The organism is Bacillus sp. FSL K6-1366 (assembly GCF_037976695.1).
Classification (GTDB): domain Bacteria; phylum Bacillota; class Bacilli; order Bacillales; family Bacillaceae; genus Bacillus; species Bacillus subtilis.
In genome coordinates this window covers 2,300,001-2,316,474 of sequence record NZ_CP150268.1, presented here as the reverse complement: position 1 = coordinate 2,316,474, position 16,474 = coordinate 2,300,001, and the positions used below count along the sequence as shown (strand labels likewise).

Sequence of the window (16,474 nt, the reverse complement as noted above, 5' to 3'; positions counted from 1 at the left end):
CCCGACAAGAAACAAATTAATCCTCGATTACAATACCCATACTGCGGGCAGTACCTTCAACCATGCGCATTGCCGCTTCAACGTCTGCTGCGTTTAAGTCAGGCATTTTCGTTTCAGCGATTTCGCGTACTTTATCGCGCTTAACGGTTGCCACTTTATTACGGTTTGGTTCACCAGAACCAGACTCAATTCCAGCTGCTTTTTTAAGCAATACTGCAGCAGGTGGAGTTTTTGTAATAAATGTAAATGAACGGTCTTCGTAAACCGAAATTTCAACAGGAATGATTAAACCAGCTTGGTCAGCTGTACGAGCGTTAAACTCCTTACAGAATCCCATGATGTTAACACCGGCTTGACCAAGTGCAGGTCCAACTGGTGGTGCTGGGTTAGCTTTTCCAGCAGGAATTTGCAATTTTACAACTTTAACTACTTTTTTAGCCACGAGACACACCTCCTTAAGTCCGTGATGTGGTAATAGGGTAAACCCTCCCACTCAAGGTTTCATTCTTTATATGAATGACGAAATATCATGCTAGTTGCCTTGGATAAGTCCAAGACGTACCTTTGCTATATTATCATTTATATATAGCAATTTCAAGTTTTTTCACATTACAATTTATCGATTTGGGTAAATTCCAGCTCAACCGGCGTTTCACGGCCAAACATATTAACGAAAACTTTGACCTTGCTTTTATCATAATCAATCTCTTCAATTGATCCTGTAAAGTTAGCAAAAGGTCCGTCTATTACTTTCACTGTCTCTTTCAGTTCAAAGTCAATATCAGTTTTTCGTTCATCCATGCCCATTCTCTTCAGAATGGTTTCTGCTTCCCCCGGAAGAAGCGGCGTCGGTTTTGAACCTGACCCGGCAGATCCTACGAATCCAGTAACGCCCGGCGTGTTGCGGACGACATACCAAGAGTCGTCTGTCATTACAATTTCAACAAGCACATAACCAGGGAATACTTTCTTTTTCACGACTTTTTTCTTGCCGTTTTTGATATCCGTTTCTTCTTCTTCGGGTACGACTACACGGAAAATTTTATCCTGCATCCCCATTGATTCAACACGCTTTTCCAAGTTGGCTTTTACTTTATTCTCATAACCAGAGTACGTGTGAACAACATACCAATTCTTTTCCATTCTATTCAGGACTGTCCAGTCCTTCCCTCCCCGCATTTGGTTTTAGTGAATTACCATAACGCTTCAAAAAATAGGCGGCAAGCCTATGATAACTTTCATTTTAAGCCACAATAAAAAACCCGCTGAACGGGTTTTGGCAAGTAATATTATGATCTATTATAGCACGTATTGCTGATCATTATTCAACTATTAAACGAATTAATTGAGAAATTCCTGTGTCAAGGAGGGCAAAAAAGATAACAAAAAAGATAACTGTTGAAATTACCGTAATGGTATAACGCGTTAACTCTTTTCCTTTAGGCCAGCTTACCTTTTTCATTTCTTTCCCAACATCTTTAAAGAATTTCATAATACGCATGTAAAAGACCTCCACAATTTAAAAGCGCAAAAACTATTTTGTTTCAAGATGAGCTGTATGTGAATTGCAAGTACTGCAGTATTTCTTTACTTCTAATCGCTCAGCCGCTGATGCAGAGCTCTTCATTGTCGTATAATTACGGTTTCCGCATGTCTTGCATGCTAACGTAATCTTTTTTCTCATGTCATTACACCTTTTTCTAAATAGACATTAGTTCTTATCTTTAGTAACATATCATAGTCAGAAAAATACTGTCAATATAGCATAAATTCCTATTACAAACTGATTTCGCGAATTTCCAAGTACTTCTCCAGCTTGCGTTTCACACGCTGAAGGGCATTGTCGATCGATTTCACATGTCGGTTCAGTTCATCAGAAATCTCTTGGTAACTTCTCCCGTCGAGATATAAGACGAGTACTTTTCTCTCTAAATCACTTAATAGTTCTCCCATTTTCATTTCAATATCATCAAATTCTTCCTGATTAATGATCATTTCCTCAGGATTTAAGGTTTTCGCTCCTGAAATGACATCCAGCAGCGTTCGGTCTGATTCTTCATCAAAGATCGGTTTATCTAATGAGACGTAGGAATTCAAAGGAATGTGTTTCTGGCGAGTAGCTGTCTTTATTGCGGTAATAATTTGGCGGGTAATACATAATTCTGCAAAAGCTTTGAATGAGGTAAGCTTGTCCTCTTTGAAGTCACGAATAGACTTATAGAGGCCTATCATGCCTTCCTGAACAATATCCTCTCTGTCCGCCCCTATTAAGAAATAGGATCTTGCTTTTGCCCGAACAAAGTTTCGGTACTTCGTAATCAAGTAATCTAACGCATCACTGTCCCCAACATGAACCTTTTCAATGACCTGCTCGTCCTCCAACTGGCAAAACTGCTCTTTGTTGAATTTTCCCTTGTTGTTCTGTAGATTCACTCCGATCCCCCCGGCGCACGTAGATAGAAATATTATACAGTATTGGGCAAAAAAGCGTCAACTTAATCTAAGTCTCCCCGCCTCCACTTTTCAAACGTTTTCAAAACCTCTTCCGATAAAGCAATTTTACCCGCCGGCTTTTCGGAAGTGATTTTTCTTACCCGTCTCTCTATTCGCCTTTCAATCGTTTCTACCTCTCTCAGAAGCTCCCGGGCCGATTTCCGCAATGCCCCCTGTCCGAAAATCGCCCACTGCTCAGTATAGTCAGAGGTCGCAACGTGAATTTGAGTCGCAATATTATTCAAAGCCTGAGCGAGCTTTTCTATCCGCTCATCAGCCGTCTCATTTTCTTTTGTAAAAATTACTTCAACTCTATGGTTGGTCTGTTTTTTCTCAAGCCCTTTTACGAGATGCGCGTCAAAAACAACAATAACCCTGTTTCCTGTATACGATTGATATTCCGCCATTTTCTGAATCAGTACGTCTCTCGCCTCTTCAAAACTGTTCGCTTTTAAATCCTTCAGCTGCGGCCAGGCTCCAATCATGTTGTACCCGTCTACTAACAGGATATCCATGGGTCTTTATTCTCCCAGAGGGTTTCGTTTCCGGTAGACTTCATACATCAAAAGACCAGCCGCGACAGATGCATTTAGTGAAGTTACCTTTCCGGCCATCGGGAGTTTAATGAGAAAATCGCACTTTTCTTTCACAAGGCGGCCCATCCCTTTTCCTTCACTTCCGATGACTAGAGCCAAAGGCATATTGCCGTCCATATTACGGTAATCCTCACGCGCGGACGCATCCGTTCCGACAACCCAGATTCCCCGCTCTTTCATCTCTTCTAACGTCCGTGCCAAATTGGTGACTCTTGCTACAGGAATGTGCTCAATTGCTCCTGTTGAAGCTTTTGCCACTGTTGTTGTCAGCCCGACAGCTCTCCGTTTTGGAATGACGATGCCATGAGCGCCGACCGCATCTGCTGTCCTCATAATGGAACCAAGATTATGAGGGTCTTCAAGCTCGTCCAGAATGAGGAAGAAAGGCTGTTCATTTTTTTCTTCGGCTGCTTTATATAAATCATCCAGTTCTGCATATTCATACGCTGCAACCTGTGCCACTACGCCCTGATGCTGTCCTGTCACCATTTGATCGAGTTTTTTTCTCGGGACGTATTGAATCGTGATTCCCTGCTTTTTGGCAAGCTCAATCACTTGCTGTGCTTGTCCCTTTACGGTGTTTTCCGCCATCCACAGCTTATACAGCTTCCGATCAGATTTTAACGTCTCGATCACTGCATTTTTCCCTATGACGTAATCATGTTGCTGACTCATTTGTTTTCCTCCCTGACGTCCCGAATTGTATAGCTTCGGCTACGAGCTGACTAAGTCGTTCCTCTTTTTTCTCTAGAAAAAGGTAGCCCAGAAGCGCTTCAAATGCTGTACTGTAGCGGTACGTCTGAACATCTGTATTTTTAGGTATTGTCCCTGACTTGGCATTTCTGCCTCTTTTCAGCACCGCTTCCTCTTCTTCCGTAAAAAATGATTGATTCTGCAGAAAAAATAGGATCTCAGCCTGTGACTTTGCTGAAACAATCCGGCTTGATTTCTTATGAAGATCATTTGGTTTGGTAAAGCCCTGCTTAAGCAGGTGATGCCTGACATACACTTCAAAAATGGCATCACCTATATAAGCAAGCGCAAGACCGTTAAGCTGCTTAGAATCTTTTATCGTATCAAATTCAAGCATCTGTTATTCTCCCCGTTTCCAGCGAGTGCCTTGAGCCGTATCTTCAAGAATGATATTCATGCTTTTCAGCTGGTCGCGGATCTGGTCTGACAATGCAAAATCGCGATTCCGGCGCGCTTCATTTCGCTTTTCGATTAAGTCTTCAATCTCTTGATCGAGAAGTTCCTGCTCACCCAACGAAAAACCGAGGACAGAAACAATGCGGTCAAACATCTCAATAAACGCCGTAATCACATGATCAGCCGTATGATCTTTCTGAAGATAATAATTGGCGTGTTTCGCTAAGTCAAACAAGACTGAAATGGCATTCGCCGTATTAAAATCATCGTCCATCGCTTCTTCGAATGCTTTGCGGTGTTCTTCAACTTTTTCAAGCCATTGATCGTCATCTTCGGTTAAATTCGTACTGCTGTTCTGACGGTGCTGAAGATTGCTGTACGCTGTTTTTAAACGGTTGAACGCGCTTTTCGTATTCTCCAGAAGCTCTTCTGAATAGTTAATCGGATGGCGATAATGAACAGATAGCATAAAGAATCTCAAAAGCTGCGGATCATGCTGTTTAATGATGTCATGCACAAGCACAAAGTTGCCTAGTGATTTTGACATTTTTTCATTATCAATATTGATATAACCATTATGAAGCCAGTACTTCGCAAACGTTTTGCCTGTCAGCGCCTCAGATTGCGCAATTTCGTTTTCATGGTGAGGGAATGTTAAATCCTGTCCGCCCGCATGGATATCAATCTGGTCACCGAGATACTTTTTCACCATTGCTGAGCATTCAATGTGCCAGCCCGGACGTCCTTTCCCCCAAGGGCTATCCCAAGAGATTTCTCCTTCTTTTGCCGCTTTCCACAATGCGAAATCAAGAGCATCTTCTTTTTTCTCGCCGACTCGGATGCGTGCACCTGATCTAAGTTCATCGATTGATTGCTGAGAAAGCTTTCCGTACCCTTCAAATGCTCTGGTTTTGAAATATACGTCACCTTCTGATTCATATGCGTAGCCCTTTTTCACGAGCTGATCTACGAATTCGATAATGGCATCCATGTTCTCCATTACTCGCGGATGAAGGTCGGCTTTTCGGCAGCCGAGCGCACCTACGTCTTCAAAGTATGCTTTAATAAAACGCTCTGAAATGGTGGGTACATCCTCACCGAGTTCATTTGCCGCTTTAATTAATTTATCGTCTACGTCTGTGAAGTTAGAGACATACTGCACATCATAGCCTTTATACTCTAAATAGTTTCGCACCGTATCGTAAACGATTGCCGGACGCGCGTTCCCGATATGAATGTAATTGTAAACCGTGGGTCCGCATACATACATTTTCACTTTTCCCTCTTCAAGAGGAACGAATGTTTCCTTCTGTCTAGTCAATGTATTATAAAGTGTGATTGTCATTTTTGGTTGATCCTTTCTTTTCTGTCTTCAAGTTCTGCCTTCAGCTCTAAAATCTGCTGTTCCAAAGACTTAAAGCGGTCAGCAACTGGATCGGGCAAATCCTGATGGTTTAAATCGCGTCTTACTTTCTTGCCATTTTGTACAACGACCCGTCCAGGGATACCGACAACTGTTGAAAAATCAGGAACATCATGCAGCACTACTGAACCAGCCCCAATCTTTGAGCCTTCACCGACCGTAATAGAACCGAGCACTTTAGCACCTGTGGCTATCAATGCGTCATCTTTAATCGTTGGGTGCCTTTTTCCCTTTTCTTTCCCCGTTCCCCCGAGGGTAACCCCCTGAAAAACGGTTACGTTATTGCCGATTTCACATGTCTCCCCAATGACAACCCCCATGCCGTGGTCTATGAAAAATCTTCTCCCGATTGTAGCGCCGGGGTGGATTTCTATCCCGGTAAAAAATCGGCTTACTTGAGATATAAGGCGTGCAAGGAAATAAAATTTTCGTTTATATAAAGCATGTGCAATCCGATGCGCCCATATAGCATGTAAACCGGAATAAGTTAAAATCACTTCAAAATAGCTTCTTGCTGCGGGATCTTGATCGAACACAGTATCAATGTCTTCTTTGAGCATTCTAAAAAACACATGCTTCCCCCCGTTTCTCTATCTGATTTCCTCTACCCAATAAAAAAAGCGTCTCTGCATGTAAACATGACAGAGACGCTTTAACCGCGCGGTTCCACTCTGTTTGAAAAGCAGACTTCTGCTCTCCCAACTTCAGCCTGTAACGGCGGCGGCCGCCTTTGAATACTGATTTCAAAAAACGTTCTTCAAAGGTCTTAAGGGCGCACTTCTAAAACCCGGCTCATGGATCTCTCTCAGCCAATGGAGATCCTTTCTGTAATGGCCTAAAGCTTTATACTCTTCCCTGTCAACAATCATTTATTTAGATATTCTTTAAACGCTGAATTGCAGTCTCTTTACCGATCAATTCAATTGATTGCGGCAGTTCCGGACCGTGAGTTTGCCCTGTTACAGCAACACGAATCGGCATAAACAGTTTTTTCCCTTTATGGCCAGTTTCTTTCTGCACTGCTTTGATTGATGCTTTGATATTATCCGGAGTGAACTCCTCAAGCTCTTCAAGCTTCGCTGCGAATGTGCTGAGCACTTCAGGAACCTGTTCTTCTTCCAGAACAGCTTTCGCTTCTTGATTATACTCGATCTCATCCGTAAAGAACAAATCAGTCAGCTCAACAATTTCCGCACCGTAGCTTAATTGCTCATGATACAGGGAAATCAGTTTACGAACCCACTCTTGTTCTTCAGCAGAAAGCTCAGTGCCAACTTTGCCCGCTTTTTGCAAATGCGGAAGCGTCAGTTCAACAACCTGATCAAGATCCAGCTTCTTCACATATTGGTTGTTAACCCATTTTAGCTTATGCATATCAAACAAAGCTGGTGATTTAGATAAACGATTTACATCAAAAATTTCAATAAACTGCTCTTTTGTGAAAAGCTCTTCTTCTCCAACCGGTGACCAGCCTAACAGGCCGATAAAGTTGAACAGTGCTTCTGGCAGGTAGCCAAGCTCTTTGTACTGCTCGATGAATTGAATAATGGATTCATCACGTTTACTGAGCTTTTTACGGCTTTCGTTTACGATCAGCGTCATGTGTCCGAACTGAGGAATATCCCATCCAAATGCTTGATAAATCATAATCTGTTTCGGTGTGTTAGAAATATGATCCTCACCGCGCAGCACGTGTGTCATTTTCATTAAGTAGTCATCAATCGCTACCGCGAAGTTGTAAGTCGGCGTTCCGTCCTTTTTCACAATAACAAAGTCGCCGATGCCATCTGATTCAAAAGAAATTTCGCCTTTTACGATATCATTGAAGGCGATGATTTTTCCTTCCGGCACGCGGAAACGAATACTTGGTTTTCTGCCTTCAGCGATAAATTTCTCCTGTTCTTCCTGAGTCAGGTCTCTGTGTTTTCCGGAATAACGAGGCATTTCTCCGCGGGCAATCTGTTCTTCACGCTCTTTTTCAAGCTCTTCTTCCGTACAGTAACATTTATAAGCAAGCCCTTTTTCAAGAAGCTCTTCATAGTACACTTTATAGATATCGTTACGCTCTGACTGACGGTATGGGCCGTACTCTCCTCCGACATCCACACTCTCATCCCAGTCAATACCTAGCCACTTCAGATAATTCAGCTGGCTTTGTTCTCCGCCCTCAATATTGCGCTTTTTATCTGTATCCTCAACTCGAATGATAAACTTACCGCCTTGATTGCGGGCAAATAAATAATTAAAAAGCGCCGTTCTGGCATTTCCAATATGCAAATGTCCGGTTGGACTCGGTGCATAACGGACGCGTACTTCGTTTCCCATTTTCAAATACTTCCTTTCATGTCATGTATGGCCTCAGGCAAAAATGTATGAATCTATTCTACCACCAAATAGACCCGGCATCAAAACAAGTTAGCCTTTTTGTATCAGTACTGTCGCCTGAGCCGCTATTCCTTCCGCCCGGCCTGTAAATCCAAGCTTTTCTGTCGTTGTTGCTTTTACATTTACTTGAGAAACATCTGCCTCAAGGCCTTCAGCAATTCTTTTTCTCATATCTTCTATGTACGGCAGCATCTTCGGCTTTTGCGCTATGATGGTGCAATCAATGTTCCCAAGGACATACCCCTTCTGTTTCACGATTCCCCAGACATGCTGAAGTAATTTGAAAGAATCTGCGTCCTTGAACTCGGGATCTGTGTCAGGAAAATGCTTGCCGATGTCTCCTTCACCCACAGCTCCCAGGCAGGCGTCAGCGACGGTATGCAGCAAAACGTCTGCATCAGAGTGGCCAAGCAGCCCTTTTTCGTACGGGATTTCAATTCCGCCAATAATGAGAGGACGGCCCTCAACTAATTGATGCACATCAAATCCTTGTCCAATTCTAAACATGTTTATTCCCACTTTCTGATTCCATGATAGCTTCAGCTGACGTCAAATCGTCTGGCGTCGTCAGCTTAATATTTGTATAGCTGCCTTCTACAACACGGACCGAACCGCCTTCCATCTGTTCAACGAGGCTGGCGTCATCCGTCCCTAAAAATCCCTTGCGCTCAGCCTCAGCGTGAGCCTTCATCAATAAAGAAAGACGAAAAGCTTGTGGCGTTTGGACAGCCCACAAGCTTGAACGTTCAATCGTCTCACTGACTTGTAAATCTTGAACGCGTTTAATCGTATCTTTTACCGGAACAGCAAGGATGGCCGCTCCTGTCTGTTCCGCCTCTGCGATCAGTTCGTCAATTTGTTCATGTTTTATAAATGGGCGGGCACCGTCATGTACAAGGACAATCTTTTCCTGCTTTACGGCTTTCAGCCCCTTATACACACTGTGCTGACGCTCTTCTCCGCCTGCAACAAGCTCAATTGAAGTTTGGAACGGGTAATCGGACAGCAATTGCTGAAAGTGCTCCCGCTCCTGCTCGTTAATCACCAAAATGATTTTATCGCACTGCCGGTGGCTGTCAAACACTCTTAACGTGTGTATGATCACCGGGTCTCCCTTCAGCTCAATGAACAGTTTATTTCTCCCTGCCTTCATCCGCTTTCCCTGTCCGGCTGCAGGAATCACCACATCATAACTCATTGTTTCTTCTCCCTTTACAGCGCCTTCTCCAACAGCTTAGGCTTCGCAAAAATCATTCGTCCCGCTGCTGTCTGCAGCACACTTGTGACGAGTACATCAATATGCTTGCCGATATAATTCCGTCCTTCTTCAACGACAATCATCGTACCGTCATCCAAGTAGGCAACTCCCTGATTATGCTCTTTCCCGTCCTTAATGACCTGAACATTCATTTCCTCGCCAGGAAGCACAACAGGCTTGACCGCATTGGCAAGGTCATTAATGTTTAATACTGCTACCTTCTGAAGCTCGCACACTTTATTTAAATTAAAATCATTCGTCACGACGACCCCGGATGTCAGCTTAGCAAGTTTGACGAGCTTGCTGTCAACCTCCTGAATATCTTCAAAGTCGCCTTCGTAAATTTCAACTTCAATGTCTAATTCTTTCTGAATGCGGTTCAGGATATCAAGACCGCGGCGTCCTCTGTTTCGTTTTAAAACATCTGAAGAGTCTGCAATATGCTGCAATTCCTCAAGGACAAACTGCGGAATCACGATAACTCCCTCTAAAAAACCAGTCTGACAAATATCTGCTATTCTCCCATCAATAATAACACTAGTGTCCAAAATTTTCAGCTTCTTGTCTTGAACCTCATGTTCTTCATCAGCTGTTCCTTTTTTCTTTTGCATTCTGGCGGAAATGGAAAACAGGCTGATCAATTCATCCTTTTTCTTAAAGCCCACCTGGAAGCCGAGATAACCGAGGAAGAAAGCCAAAAATACAGGAATTATTGTGCTGAATATGCGGTAAGGTATATTGTCTAAAGGAATAACATTTACGATAAGATAAGCAATTATAAGTCCAAAAACTAAGCCAAGACTTCCAAATAACAAATCTGGAACCGGCGCTTTTAACAATGAATCCTCTATCCACTTCACCCAGTTCACAACGTATTCTGTACCCCATATACTGATGAGAAAAAAGATAATTGCTCCTATTGCCGCAGACGTATATGCGTTTGTTATTAAAGGTATGTCCTGTATATTTAACAGTACAAACAATTCAGGTATCAAAAATATACCAACAACGCCGCCAAAAATAATGAAGAACGCCTGAACTATTCGTTTTAACATACCCCCACCTCCTTTTTTAACATTTTAATTTCACAAAGTCTTATGCATCCTACGAATATCAGAATAAACAAAAACCAACATTAATATACCCGTATTCATAAGGTTTTAACCGAAATCACAGTTGTCTGTCTAAATAATGCTTCTCTTGCAGGCGTTTTAATCCTTTTTTGATTTTTTGGGCTCGTACTTCACCGATTCCCTCTACTTCATCTAATTCTTCTGCACTCGCCTCAATAATCCTTGGCAGGACTCCAAATGCTTCTACAACATTTTCAACAATCGGCATCGGAAGACGCGGTATCTTATTTAACAGCCTGTATCCTCTCGGCAATACATAATCATCAAGATTAGTAGAAGCAGGGTAACCGAGAAGCTTATACACAATGGAATCATCCAGCAGATCATAACTGGACATATCCTGCAGCTCCTTCAAGAGAACAAACGGATCTTTAATCTTTTCTTTTACATAGTCCTTAATAAATAAAGCAGCCTCTTCTTCCATATCCGTAATCAGTTCAATGACTTGCAGTTTGATCAGATGCCCTTCTGTCCCCAGCTCTTTGATATACATATTAATTTCGTTTTTGATTCTCAGTACCATTTCATAACGATGCATGACAGACAAGACATCACTGAAGGTAACAAGTTCCTCAAACTCTAACGCGTTCAGTGCATTAATCGTTTTATCGAGGATTGTCTTATACTTTTCAAGTGTTTGAATGGCTTGGTTCGCCTTGGTTAAAATAAATCCTATGTCTTTTAGTGTATACTTCATGTTTTCCTGATATAACGTTATGACATTTCTTCTTTCAGAAATGGCGATTACAAGACAGCCAGTTTGCTTAGCTACTCTTTCGGCAGTTCTGTGCCGCATTCCTGTTTCTGATGAAGAAATTGTGGCATCCGGCATCAGCTGAGTATTCGCGTATAGGATCTTTTGACCAGAATCACTTAAAATGATCGCTCCATCCATTTTAGCCAGCTCATATAAATGCGCCGGAGAAAAAGCCGTGTTTATGTGAAAGCCGCCGTCCACTACTTCTTTTACTTTATCATTATATCCAACAACAATCAGACCGCCTGTATTTGCTCTCAAGACGTTTTCCATCCCCGCTCTGAGCGGTGTACCCGGAGCAACAAACTGCAATATAGATGACAGGTCTAACTCGTGTTTCGCCCCTTTTTTCTCTTTTTCCATCTATTATCCTCCTAATGAAGTACGAAGCGCTTCTGCAACATTTGCTACTCCGATAACCTCAATCCCTTTTGGTTTTGTCCATCCATCCAGATTTGCCGCGGGTATGATCATGCGTTTAAAACCAAGCTTTGCCGCTTCTTTCACACGCTGTTCAATTCTTGAAACCCGCCGGACTTCTCCGGTTAATCCCACTTCTCCAATAAAGCAATCTGCAGGATTTGGAGGTGTGTCTCTAAAGCTTGATGCAATACTAATCACAATCGCAAGATCAATTGCCGGTTCATCAAGCTTAACGCCGCCAGCCACTTTCAAATAAGCATCCTGATTTTGCAGCAGCAGTCCAACTCTTTTTTCTAACACAGCCATTAACAGAGAAACCCTGTTATGGTCTATTCCCGTTGCCATACGCCTTGGGTTGCCAAAGCTTGTTGGCGAGATGAGTGCCTGAATTTCAACGAGAATCGGTCTAGTGCCCTCCATAGAGGCAGTGATACTCGAGCCTGCGGAACCAGCAGAGCGTTCTTCTAAGAAAATTTCCGAAGGATTCAAAACCTCAGTGAGCCCCTCTTCCCGCATTTCGAAAATGCCCATTTCGTTTGTGGATCCGAAACGGTTTTTTACAGCCCGCAAAATACGGAAAGTATGGTGGCGTTCTCCTTCAAAATATAAAACAGTGTCAACCATATGCTCCAACAGTCTTGGACCTGCAATAGACCCTTCTTTCGTTACGTGCCCTACGATAAAAATCGGAATACCTTTTGTTTTTGCAATTTTCATCAGCTCAGCGGTACATTCTCTGACCTGTGACACACTGCCTGGAGCCGATGTAATATCGCTTTGGTAAACCGTTTGAATAGAGTCAACAACGACAAACGCTGGATTCATCTCTTGTATAGCAGACGAAATATACTCCATATCGGTTTCAGATAAAACATGCAGTGACGGATTATTAATGCCGAGACGGTCTGCTCGCAGCTTCGTTTGCTTTACAGATTCTTCTCCCGAAATATACAGGACACTGTTTGATGAGCCTGATAATTGAGCGGAAACCTGCAGTAATAGCGTTGACTTTCCGATACCAGGATCACCGCCAATTAAAACGAGGGAGCCTTTAACGACACCTCCGCCGAGTACTCTGTTAAACTCGCCAAGCTGGGTTTTGACGCGGGGTTCTTCTGATGTTTCGATTGATGTAATAGGTGAAGGTTTCTGTACAGTTTGAACAGAATGAGAAAAAGCCGCTCTCCGATTGGCCGGTGCTTTTTTAATCATTTCTTCCACCATTGTATTCCAAGCACCGCAGCCCGGACATTTCCCCATCCATTTTGGAGACTCGTAGCCGCAGGATTGGCAGATGAATTTCGATTTTGTTTTAGCCATATATAGTGTAAGACCTCTCCCTTGTTCTATTTCTTGATATGAAAGTGAGGCATACACTTACATGCTGTATGCCTCATTTCCGTCTTCTATATTAATTCGTTTTAGCAGTCGTTTTTACGACAAATTCGCCATCTTCTACATCAAGAACAATATGCTGTCCTTTATGAATATTTCCTCTGAGGAGTTCTTCAGATAAACGATCCTCGACATGTTTTTGGATCGCTCTTCTTAACGGACGGGCACCGTATTCCAGGTCAACGCCCTCTTCCGCGACTTTCGCTTTTGCAGCATCTGTCAATTCGATAGAAAGATCTTGTTCTTTCAGGCGTTTCGTTAATTGATCAGACATTAATGACACAATTTCAGTAAGATGTTTTTTCTCAAGTGAATGGAAGACAATGATTTCATCAATACGGTTGATGAACTCAGGTCTGAACGCTCGTTTCAATTCACCCATCACTTTATCTTTCATGTCTTTATGATTTTGAGTTTCATCCTGAACGTTAAAGCCGACATATTTATTGCGTTTCAGCTCACTTGCTCCGACGTTTGATGTCATGATCAGAATGGTATTGCGGAAATCGACTGTGCGTCCTTTAGAATCTGTCAATCGTCCGTCTTCAAGAACTTGCAGAAGGATATTGAAGACATCAGGGTGCGCTTTCTCGATCTCATCAAGAAGCACGACAGAGTAAGGTTTTCTTCTGACTTTCTCTGTCAATTGACCGCCTTCATCATATCCCACATATCCCGGAGGTGAACCAACAAGTCTTGAGGTTGAGTGTTTTTCCATGTATTCAGACATATCAATTCTGATCATGGATTCTTCATCGCCAAAAATGGATTCAGCAAGTGCTCGTGCAAGCTCTGTTTTACCTACACCTGTAGGGCCTAAGAAAATGAATGAGCCGATTGGGCGTTTAGGATCTTTTAATCCTGCTCTCGCACGTCTGACGGCTTTTGCAACAGCTACAACTGCCTCATCCTGGCCGATGACGCGGGAATGAAGAATGTTTTCCATATTGAGAAGCTTATCAGTTTCAGTTTGGGCGATTTTAGATACAGGCACACCGGTCCAGCTGGATACAACCATCGCAATATCATCCACAGTAACCTCTGAGTTTTCCTGCCCTTGCTTCTCTTTCCATGATTTCTTCGTATCCTCTACTTGCTCGCGCAGGCGTTGTTCAGTATCACGCAAGGAAGCAGCTTTTTCAAACTCTTGGCTTTGCACTGCCGCATCCTTCTCTTTACGAACCTCATCAAGCTTCTGCTCAAGCTCTTTTAAGTTAGGAGGCGTTGTAAATGAGCGCAGTCTCACCTTTGAACCCGCTTCATCGATCAAGTCAATTGCTTTATCCGGAAGGAAGCGGTCAGAAATATATCTGTCAGAAAGCTTAACCGCAGCTTCAATGGCATCATCAGTGATAGAAACGCGGTGGTGGGCTTCGTATCTGTCACGCAGACCTTGTAAAATTTGAATACTTTCATCTACAGATGGCTGATCAACCTGAATCGGCTGAAAACGGCGTTCCAGTGCTGCATCTTTTTCAATATATTTACGGTACTCATCAAGAGTCGTTGCACCAATACATTGGAGTTCGCCACGAGCAAGTGAAGGTTTTAAAATATTAGATGCATCAATAGCACCTTCTGCTCCGCCTGCCCCGATTAATGTATGGAGCTCATCGATGAATAGAATGATATTTCCTGCCTGGCGAATTTCATCCATGACCTTCTTCAGGCGATCCTCAAATTCTCCGCGGTATTTTGTGCCGGCAACAACTGTTCCCATGTCTAATGTCATCACACGTTTATCACGCAAAATTTCGGGTACTTCATTATTGATAATTTGCTGTGCCAAACCTTCTGCGATAGCCGTTTTACCTACACCTGGTTCCCCAATGAGAACAGGGTTGTTTTTCGTTCTGCGGCTTAACACTTCAATGACACGCTGGATCTCCTTGCTTCTGCCGATTACAGGGTCAAGGCTGTCTTCCTTCGCAATAGCAGTTAAGTCTCTTGCCAAGCTGTCAAGCGTAGGCGTATTCGCATTGCTGTTTGTTCCTGCCGCTGATGATCCTGTTTCATTACTTCCTAGAAGCTGGAGCACCTGCTGTCTTGCTTTATTTAAGCTGACACCGAGATTATTCAGAACTCTCGCAGCAACACCTTCTCCTTCACGAATCAGACCAAGAAGAATATGTTCTGTTCCCACATAAGAATGACCGAGTTTTCTTGCCTCATCCATTGAAAGCTCAATGACTTTTTTAGCTCTAGGAGTATAATGAATCGTTTGAGACATTTCCTGCCCGCGCCCGATCAAACTTTCTACTTCTTTCTGAATTTTTTCTGAACCGAGTCCAAGCGCTTGAAGAGCTTTAGCAGCAATGCCCTCTCCTTCTCTTACCAGTCCTAATAAAATATGCTCAGTGCCAATGTTATTATGACCTAACCGAAGTGCTTCTTCCTGTGCTAGCGCCAGTACTTTTTGAGCTCGTTCTGTAAATCTTCCAAACATCATATCGATTCATCCTCCTGTCTTTTCCCATTCATTTCTAAGTGAAGCCGTTCTCTGATGAGAGCCGCTCTTCGAATGTCCCTTTCGTTCGGACGCAAAGCGCCTCCCGAGTATTGCTGTAAAAACCCTGGCTGCGTCAAAATCATAAGTTCGTTAAGTATGTTGCTTGAAAGTCCTTTTATTATGCCTAAGTCTATGCCTAACCGAACATCTGAAAGGCACTTTGCAGTTTCTTTCGATTCTATCATCCGGCAATTAGACAAGACCCCATATGACCGATATACCCGATCCTCAAGTTCGATTTTAGAAGTTTGATAAATCGCTTCTCGGGCAGATCGTTCTTGTTCAATCAACTGAGCAGCAACACTGTTAAGATCCTCTACAATATCCTGCTCCGACTTACCAAGCGTGATCTGATTTGAAATTTGAAAGATATTCCCTACTGCTTCGCTGCCTTCCCCATAAATTCCTCTAACAACTAAGCCTAATTGATTAATTGCCGGTATAATTCGATTTATTTGCCTAGTTAAAACCAGTGCCGGCAGATGCATCATGACCGAAGCCCTTAAACCTGTACCTACGTTTGTAGGACAGCTGGTTAAGTATCCTCTTTGCTCATTGAATGCATAATCAACTTTTTCTTCAATCCAGTCGTCGACCTGGTTTGCGGCTTTCATTGCTTCCAAAAGCTGAAATCCAGGGAAAAGACACTGAATTCTAATATGGTCCTCTTCATTTAGCATGACGCTTACTTCCTCATTTTCAGAAAGCAAACAGCCGCCAAAAGGAGACTCTGTCAGATTCGGACTGATTAGATGTTTTTCAACAAGTACACGCTTCTCTAAAGGCTGTGCATCATTCATTCTAATCAAAACAAATTTGCCGATTCCGGGAATTTCTTGCTCTGAAAACTGATCTTCAAATTGCTGTATGATGGATGAGGCTTCTTCATTGGAATACCGCGTAGGGAACCGAATATGCTCAAAGTTCCTTGCTAAACGTATGCGGCTGCTGAG

Annotated in this window: 18 protein-coding genes and 1 other annotated feature (1 of these 19 running past the window's edge); all 18 genes read right to left on the bottom strand. The window is 42.9% G+C overall.

Annotated features, from left to right (window positions below):
* Positions 1-16: 16 nt before the first annotated feature.
* A complete protein-coding gene (gene rplK, locus MHI44_RS12180) occupies positions 17-442 on the bottom strand; it encodes a 50S ribosomal protein L11 (protein WP_003156430.1) in 426 nt (141 codons plus the stop codon).
* Between the two features lie 167 nt (positions 443-609).
* Positions 610-1,143, bottom strand: a complete 534-nt coding sequence (gene nusG, locus MHI44_RS12175) for a transcription termination/antitermination protein NusG (RefSeq protein WP_003225764.1) — start codon at positions 1,141-1,143, stop codon at positions 610-612.
* A 178-nt stretch (positions 1,144-1,321) separates the two neighbouring features.
* The gene (gene secE, locus MHI44_RS12170; protein WP_004399676.1) at positions 1,322-1,501 is read right to left on the bottom strand and encodes a preprotein translocase subunit SecE; all 180 of its coding nucleotides are present in this window, start codon (positions 1,499-1,501) and stop codon (positions 1,322-1,324) included.
* Between the two features lie 33 nt (positions 1,502-1,534).
* A complete protein-coding gene (gene rpmG / locus MHI44_RS12165; protein WP_003156421.1) occupies positions 1,535-1,684 on the bottom strand; it encodes a 50S ribosomal protein L33 in 150 nt (49 codons plus the stop codon).
* A 92-nt stretch (positions 1,685-1,776) separates the two neighbouring features.
* On the bottom strand, positions 1,777-2,433 hold the full coding sequence (sigH, locus tag MHI44_RS12160; RefSeq protein ID WP_003225758.1) for an RNA polymerase sporulation sigma factor SigH: 657 nt from the start codon (positions 2,431-2,433) through the stop codon (positions 1,777-1,779).
* A 62-nt stretch (positions 2,434-2,495) separates the two neighbouring features.
* Positions 2,496-3,008 carry a ribosome-dependent mRNA decay endonuclease Rae1/YacP gene (gene rae1 / locus MHI44_RS12155; protein ID WP_003235032.1) on the bottom strand — a complete coding sequence of 171 codons (513 nt, stop codon included), beginning with the start codon at positions 3,006-3,008 and terminating at the stop codon, positions 2,496-2,498.
* Positions 3,009-3,014: 6 nt separating this feature from the next.
* On the bottom strand, positions 3,015-3,764 hold the full coding sequence (gene rlmB / locus MHI44_RS12150; RefSeq protein WP_014475598.1) for a 23S rRNA (guanosine(2251)-2'-O)-methyltransferase RlmB: 750 nt from the start codon (positions 3,762-3,764) through the stop codon (positions 3,015-3,017).
* Positions 3,748-4,179, bottom strand: coding sequence for a mini-ribonuclease 3 (locus MHI44_RS12145; protein ID WP_014475597.1), 432 nt, complete (start codon positions 4,177-4,179; stop codon positions 3,748-3,750). The genes rlmB and MHI44_RS12145 overlap by 17 nt, the downstream gene beginning before the upstream one ends.
* Before the next feature lie 3 nt (positions 4,180-4,182).
* On the bottom strand, positions 4,183-5,583 hold the full coding sequence (gene cysS, locus MHI44_RS12140) for a cysteine--tRNA ligase (protein WP_339201995.1): 1,401 nt from the start codon (positions 5,581-5,583) through the stop codon (positions 4,183-4,185).
* On the bottom strand, positions 5,580-6,233 hold the full coding sequence (gene cysE / locus MHI44_RS12135; RefSeq protein WP_003225749.1) for a serine O-acetyltransferase: 654 nt from the start codon (positions 6,231-6,233) through the stop codon (positions 5,580-5,582). Before cysE ends, cysS begins: the two co-directional genes overlap by 4 nt.
* A gap of 68 nt (positions 6,234-6,301) precedes the next feature.
* Positions 6,302-6,532: a binding site (T-box leader), on the bottom strand.
* A 2-nt stretch (positions 6,533-6,534) separates the two neighbouring features.
* Positions 6,535-7,986, bottom strand: coding sequence for a glutamate--tRNA ligase (gene gltX, locus MHI44_RS12130; protein WP_014478617.1), 1,452 nt, complete (start codon positions 7,984-7,986; stop codon positions 6,535-6,537).
* 90 nt (positions 7,987-8,076) lie between these two features.
* On the bottom strand, positions 8,077-8,553 hold the full coding sequence (gene ispF, locus MHI44_RS12125; RefSeq protein WP_003225745.1) for a 2-C-methyl-D-erythritol 2,4-cyclodiphosphate synthase: 477 nt from the start codon (positions 8,551-8,553) through the stop codon (positions 8,077-8,079).
* Positions 8,546-9,244 (bottom strand): 2-C-methyl-D-erythritol 4-phosphate cytidylyltransferase, encoded by a 699-nt coding sequence (gene ispD / locus MHI44_RS12120; RefSeq protein WP_015252991.1) that lies wholly within the window; start codon positions 9,242-9,244, stop codon positions 8,546-8,548. The genes ispF and ispD overlap by 8 nt, the downstream gene beginning before the upstream one ends.
* A gap of 14 nt (positions 9,245-9,258) precedes the next feature.
* Positions 9,259-10,359 (bottom strand): PIN/TRAM domain-containing protein, encoded by a 1,101-nt coding sequence (locus MHI44_RS12115; RefSeq protein ID WP_003235014.1) that lies wholly within the window; start codon positions 10,357-10,359, stop codon positions 9,259-9,261.
* Positions 10,360-10,474: 115 nt separating this feature from the next.
* On the bottom strand, positions 10,475-11,557 hold the full coding sequence (disA, locus tag MHI44_RS12110; protein ID WP_003225736.1) for a DNA integrity scanning diadenylate cyclase DisA: 1,083 nt from the start codon (positions 11,555-11,557) through the stop codon (positions 10,475-10,477).
* 3 nt (positions 11,558-11,560) lie between these two features.
* Complete coding sequence (radA, locus tag MHI44_RS12105) at positions 11,561-12,937, bottom strand: DNA repair protein RadA (RefSeq protein ID WP_014475593.1); 1,377 nt, start codon at positions 12,935-12,937, stop codon at positions 11,561-11,563.
* Positions 12,938-13,028: 91 nt separating this feature from the next.
* Entirely contained in the window at positions 13,029-15,461 is a 2,433-nt protein-coding gene (clpC, locus tag MHI44_RS12100) for an ATP-dependent protease ATP-binding subunit ClpC (protein WP_003235011.1), read from the bottom strand.
* Positions 15,458-16,474, bottom strand: the 3' portion of a protein-coding gene (locus tag MHI44_RS12095) for a protein arginine kinase (RefSeq protein ID WP_003235007.1). 75 nt of this gene lie beyond the right edge of the window; 1,017 of the gene's 1,092 nt are visible here — the last part of the coding sequence; its start codon lies beyond the right edge, outside the window; its stop codon occupies positions 15,458-15,460. The genes clpC and MHI44_RS12095 overlap by 4 nt, the downstream gene beginning before the upstream one ends.

Coding starts and splice junctions, on each gene's coding strand:
- MHI44_RS12145 (WP_014475597.1), bottom strand. CDS start 4,179: ATGCTTGAATTTGATACGATAAAAGATTCTAAGCAGCTTAACGGTCTT.
- radA (WP_014475593.1), bottom strand. CDS start 12,937: ATGGCTAAAACAAAATCGAAATTCATCTGCCAATCCTGCGGCTACGAG.
- cysS (WP_339201995.1), bottom strand. CDS start 5,583: ATGACAATCACACTTTATAATACATTGACTAGACAGAAGGAAACATTC.
- MHI44_RS12115 (WP_003235014.1), bottom strand. CDS start 10,359: ATGTTAAAACGAATAGTTCAGGCGTTCTTCATTATTTTTGGCGGCGTT.
- rae1 (WP_003235032.1), bottom strand. CDS start 3,008: ATGGATATCCTGTTAGTAGACGGGTACAACATGATTGGAGCCTGGCCG.
- gltX (WP_014478617.1), bottom strand. CDS start 7,986: ATGGGAAACGAAGTACGCGTCCGTTATGCACCGAGTCCAACCGGACAT.
- clpC (WP_003235011.1), bottom strand. CDS start 15,461: ATGATGTTTGGAAGATTTACAGAACGAGCTCAAAAAGTACTGGCGCTA.
- ispF (WP_003225745.1), bottom strand. CDS start 8,553: ATGTTTAGAATTGGACAAGGATTTGATGTGCATCAATTAGTTGAGGGC.
- rpmG (WP_003156421.1), bottom strand. CDS start 1,684: ATGAGAAAAAAGATTACGTTAGCATGCAAGACATGCGGAAACCGTAAT.
- ispD (WP_015252991.1), bottom strand. CDS start 9,244: ATGAGTTATGATGTGGTGATTCCTGCAGCCGGACAGGGAAAGCGGATG.
- secE (WP_004399676.1), bottom strand. CDS start 1,501: ATGCGTATTATGAAATTCTTTAAAGATGTTGGGAAAGAAATGAAAAAG.
- disA (WP_003225736.1), bottom strand. CDS start 11,557: ATGGAAAAAGAGAAAAAAGGGGCGAAACACGAGTTAGACCTGTCATCT.
- rlmB (WP_014475598.1), bottom strand. CDS start 3,764: ATGAGTCAGCAACATGATTACGTCATAGGGAAAAATGCAGTGATCGAG.
- nusG (WP_003225764.1), bottom strand. CDS start 1,143: ATGGAAAAGAATTGGTATGTTGTTCACACGTACTCTGGTTATGAGAAT.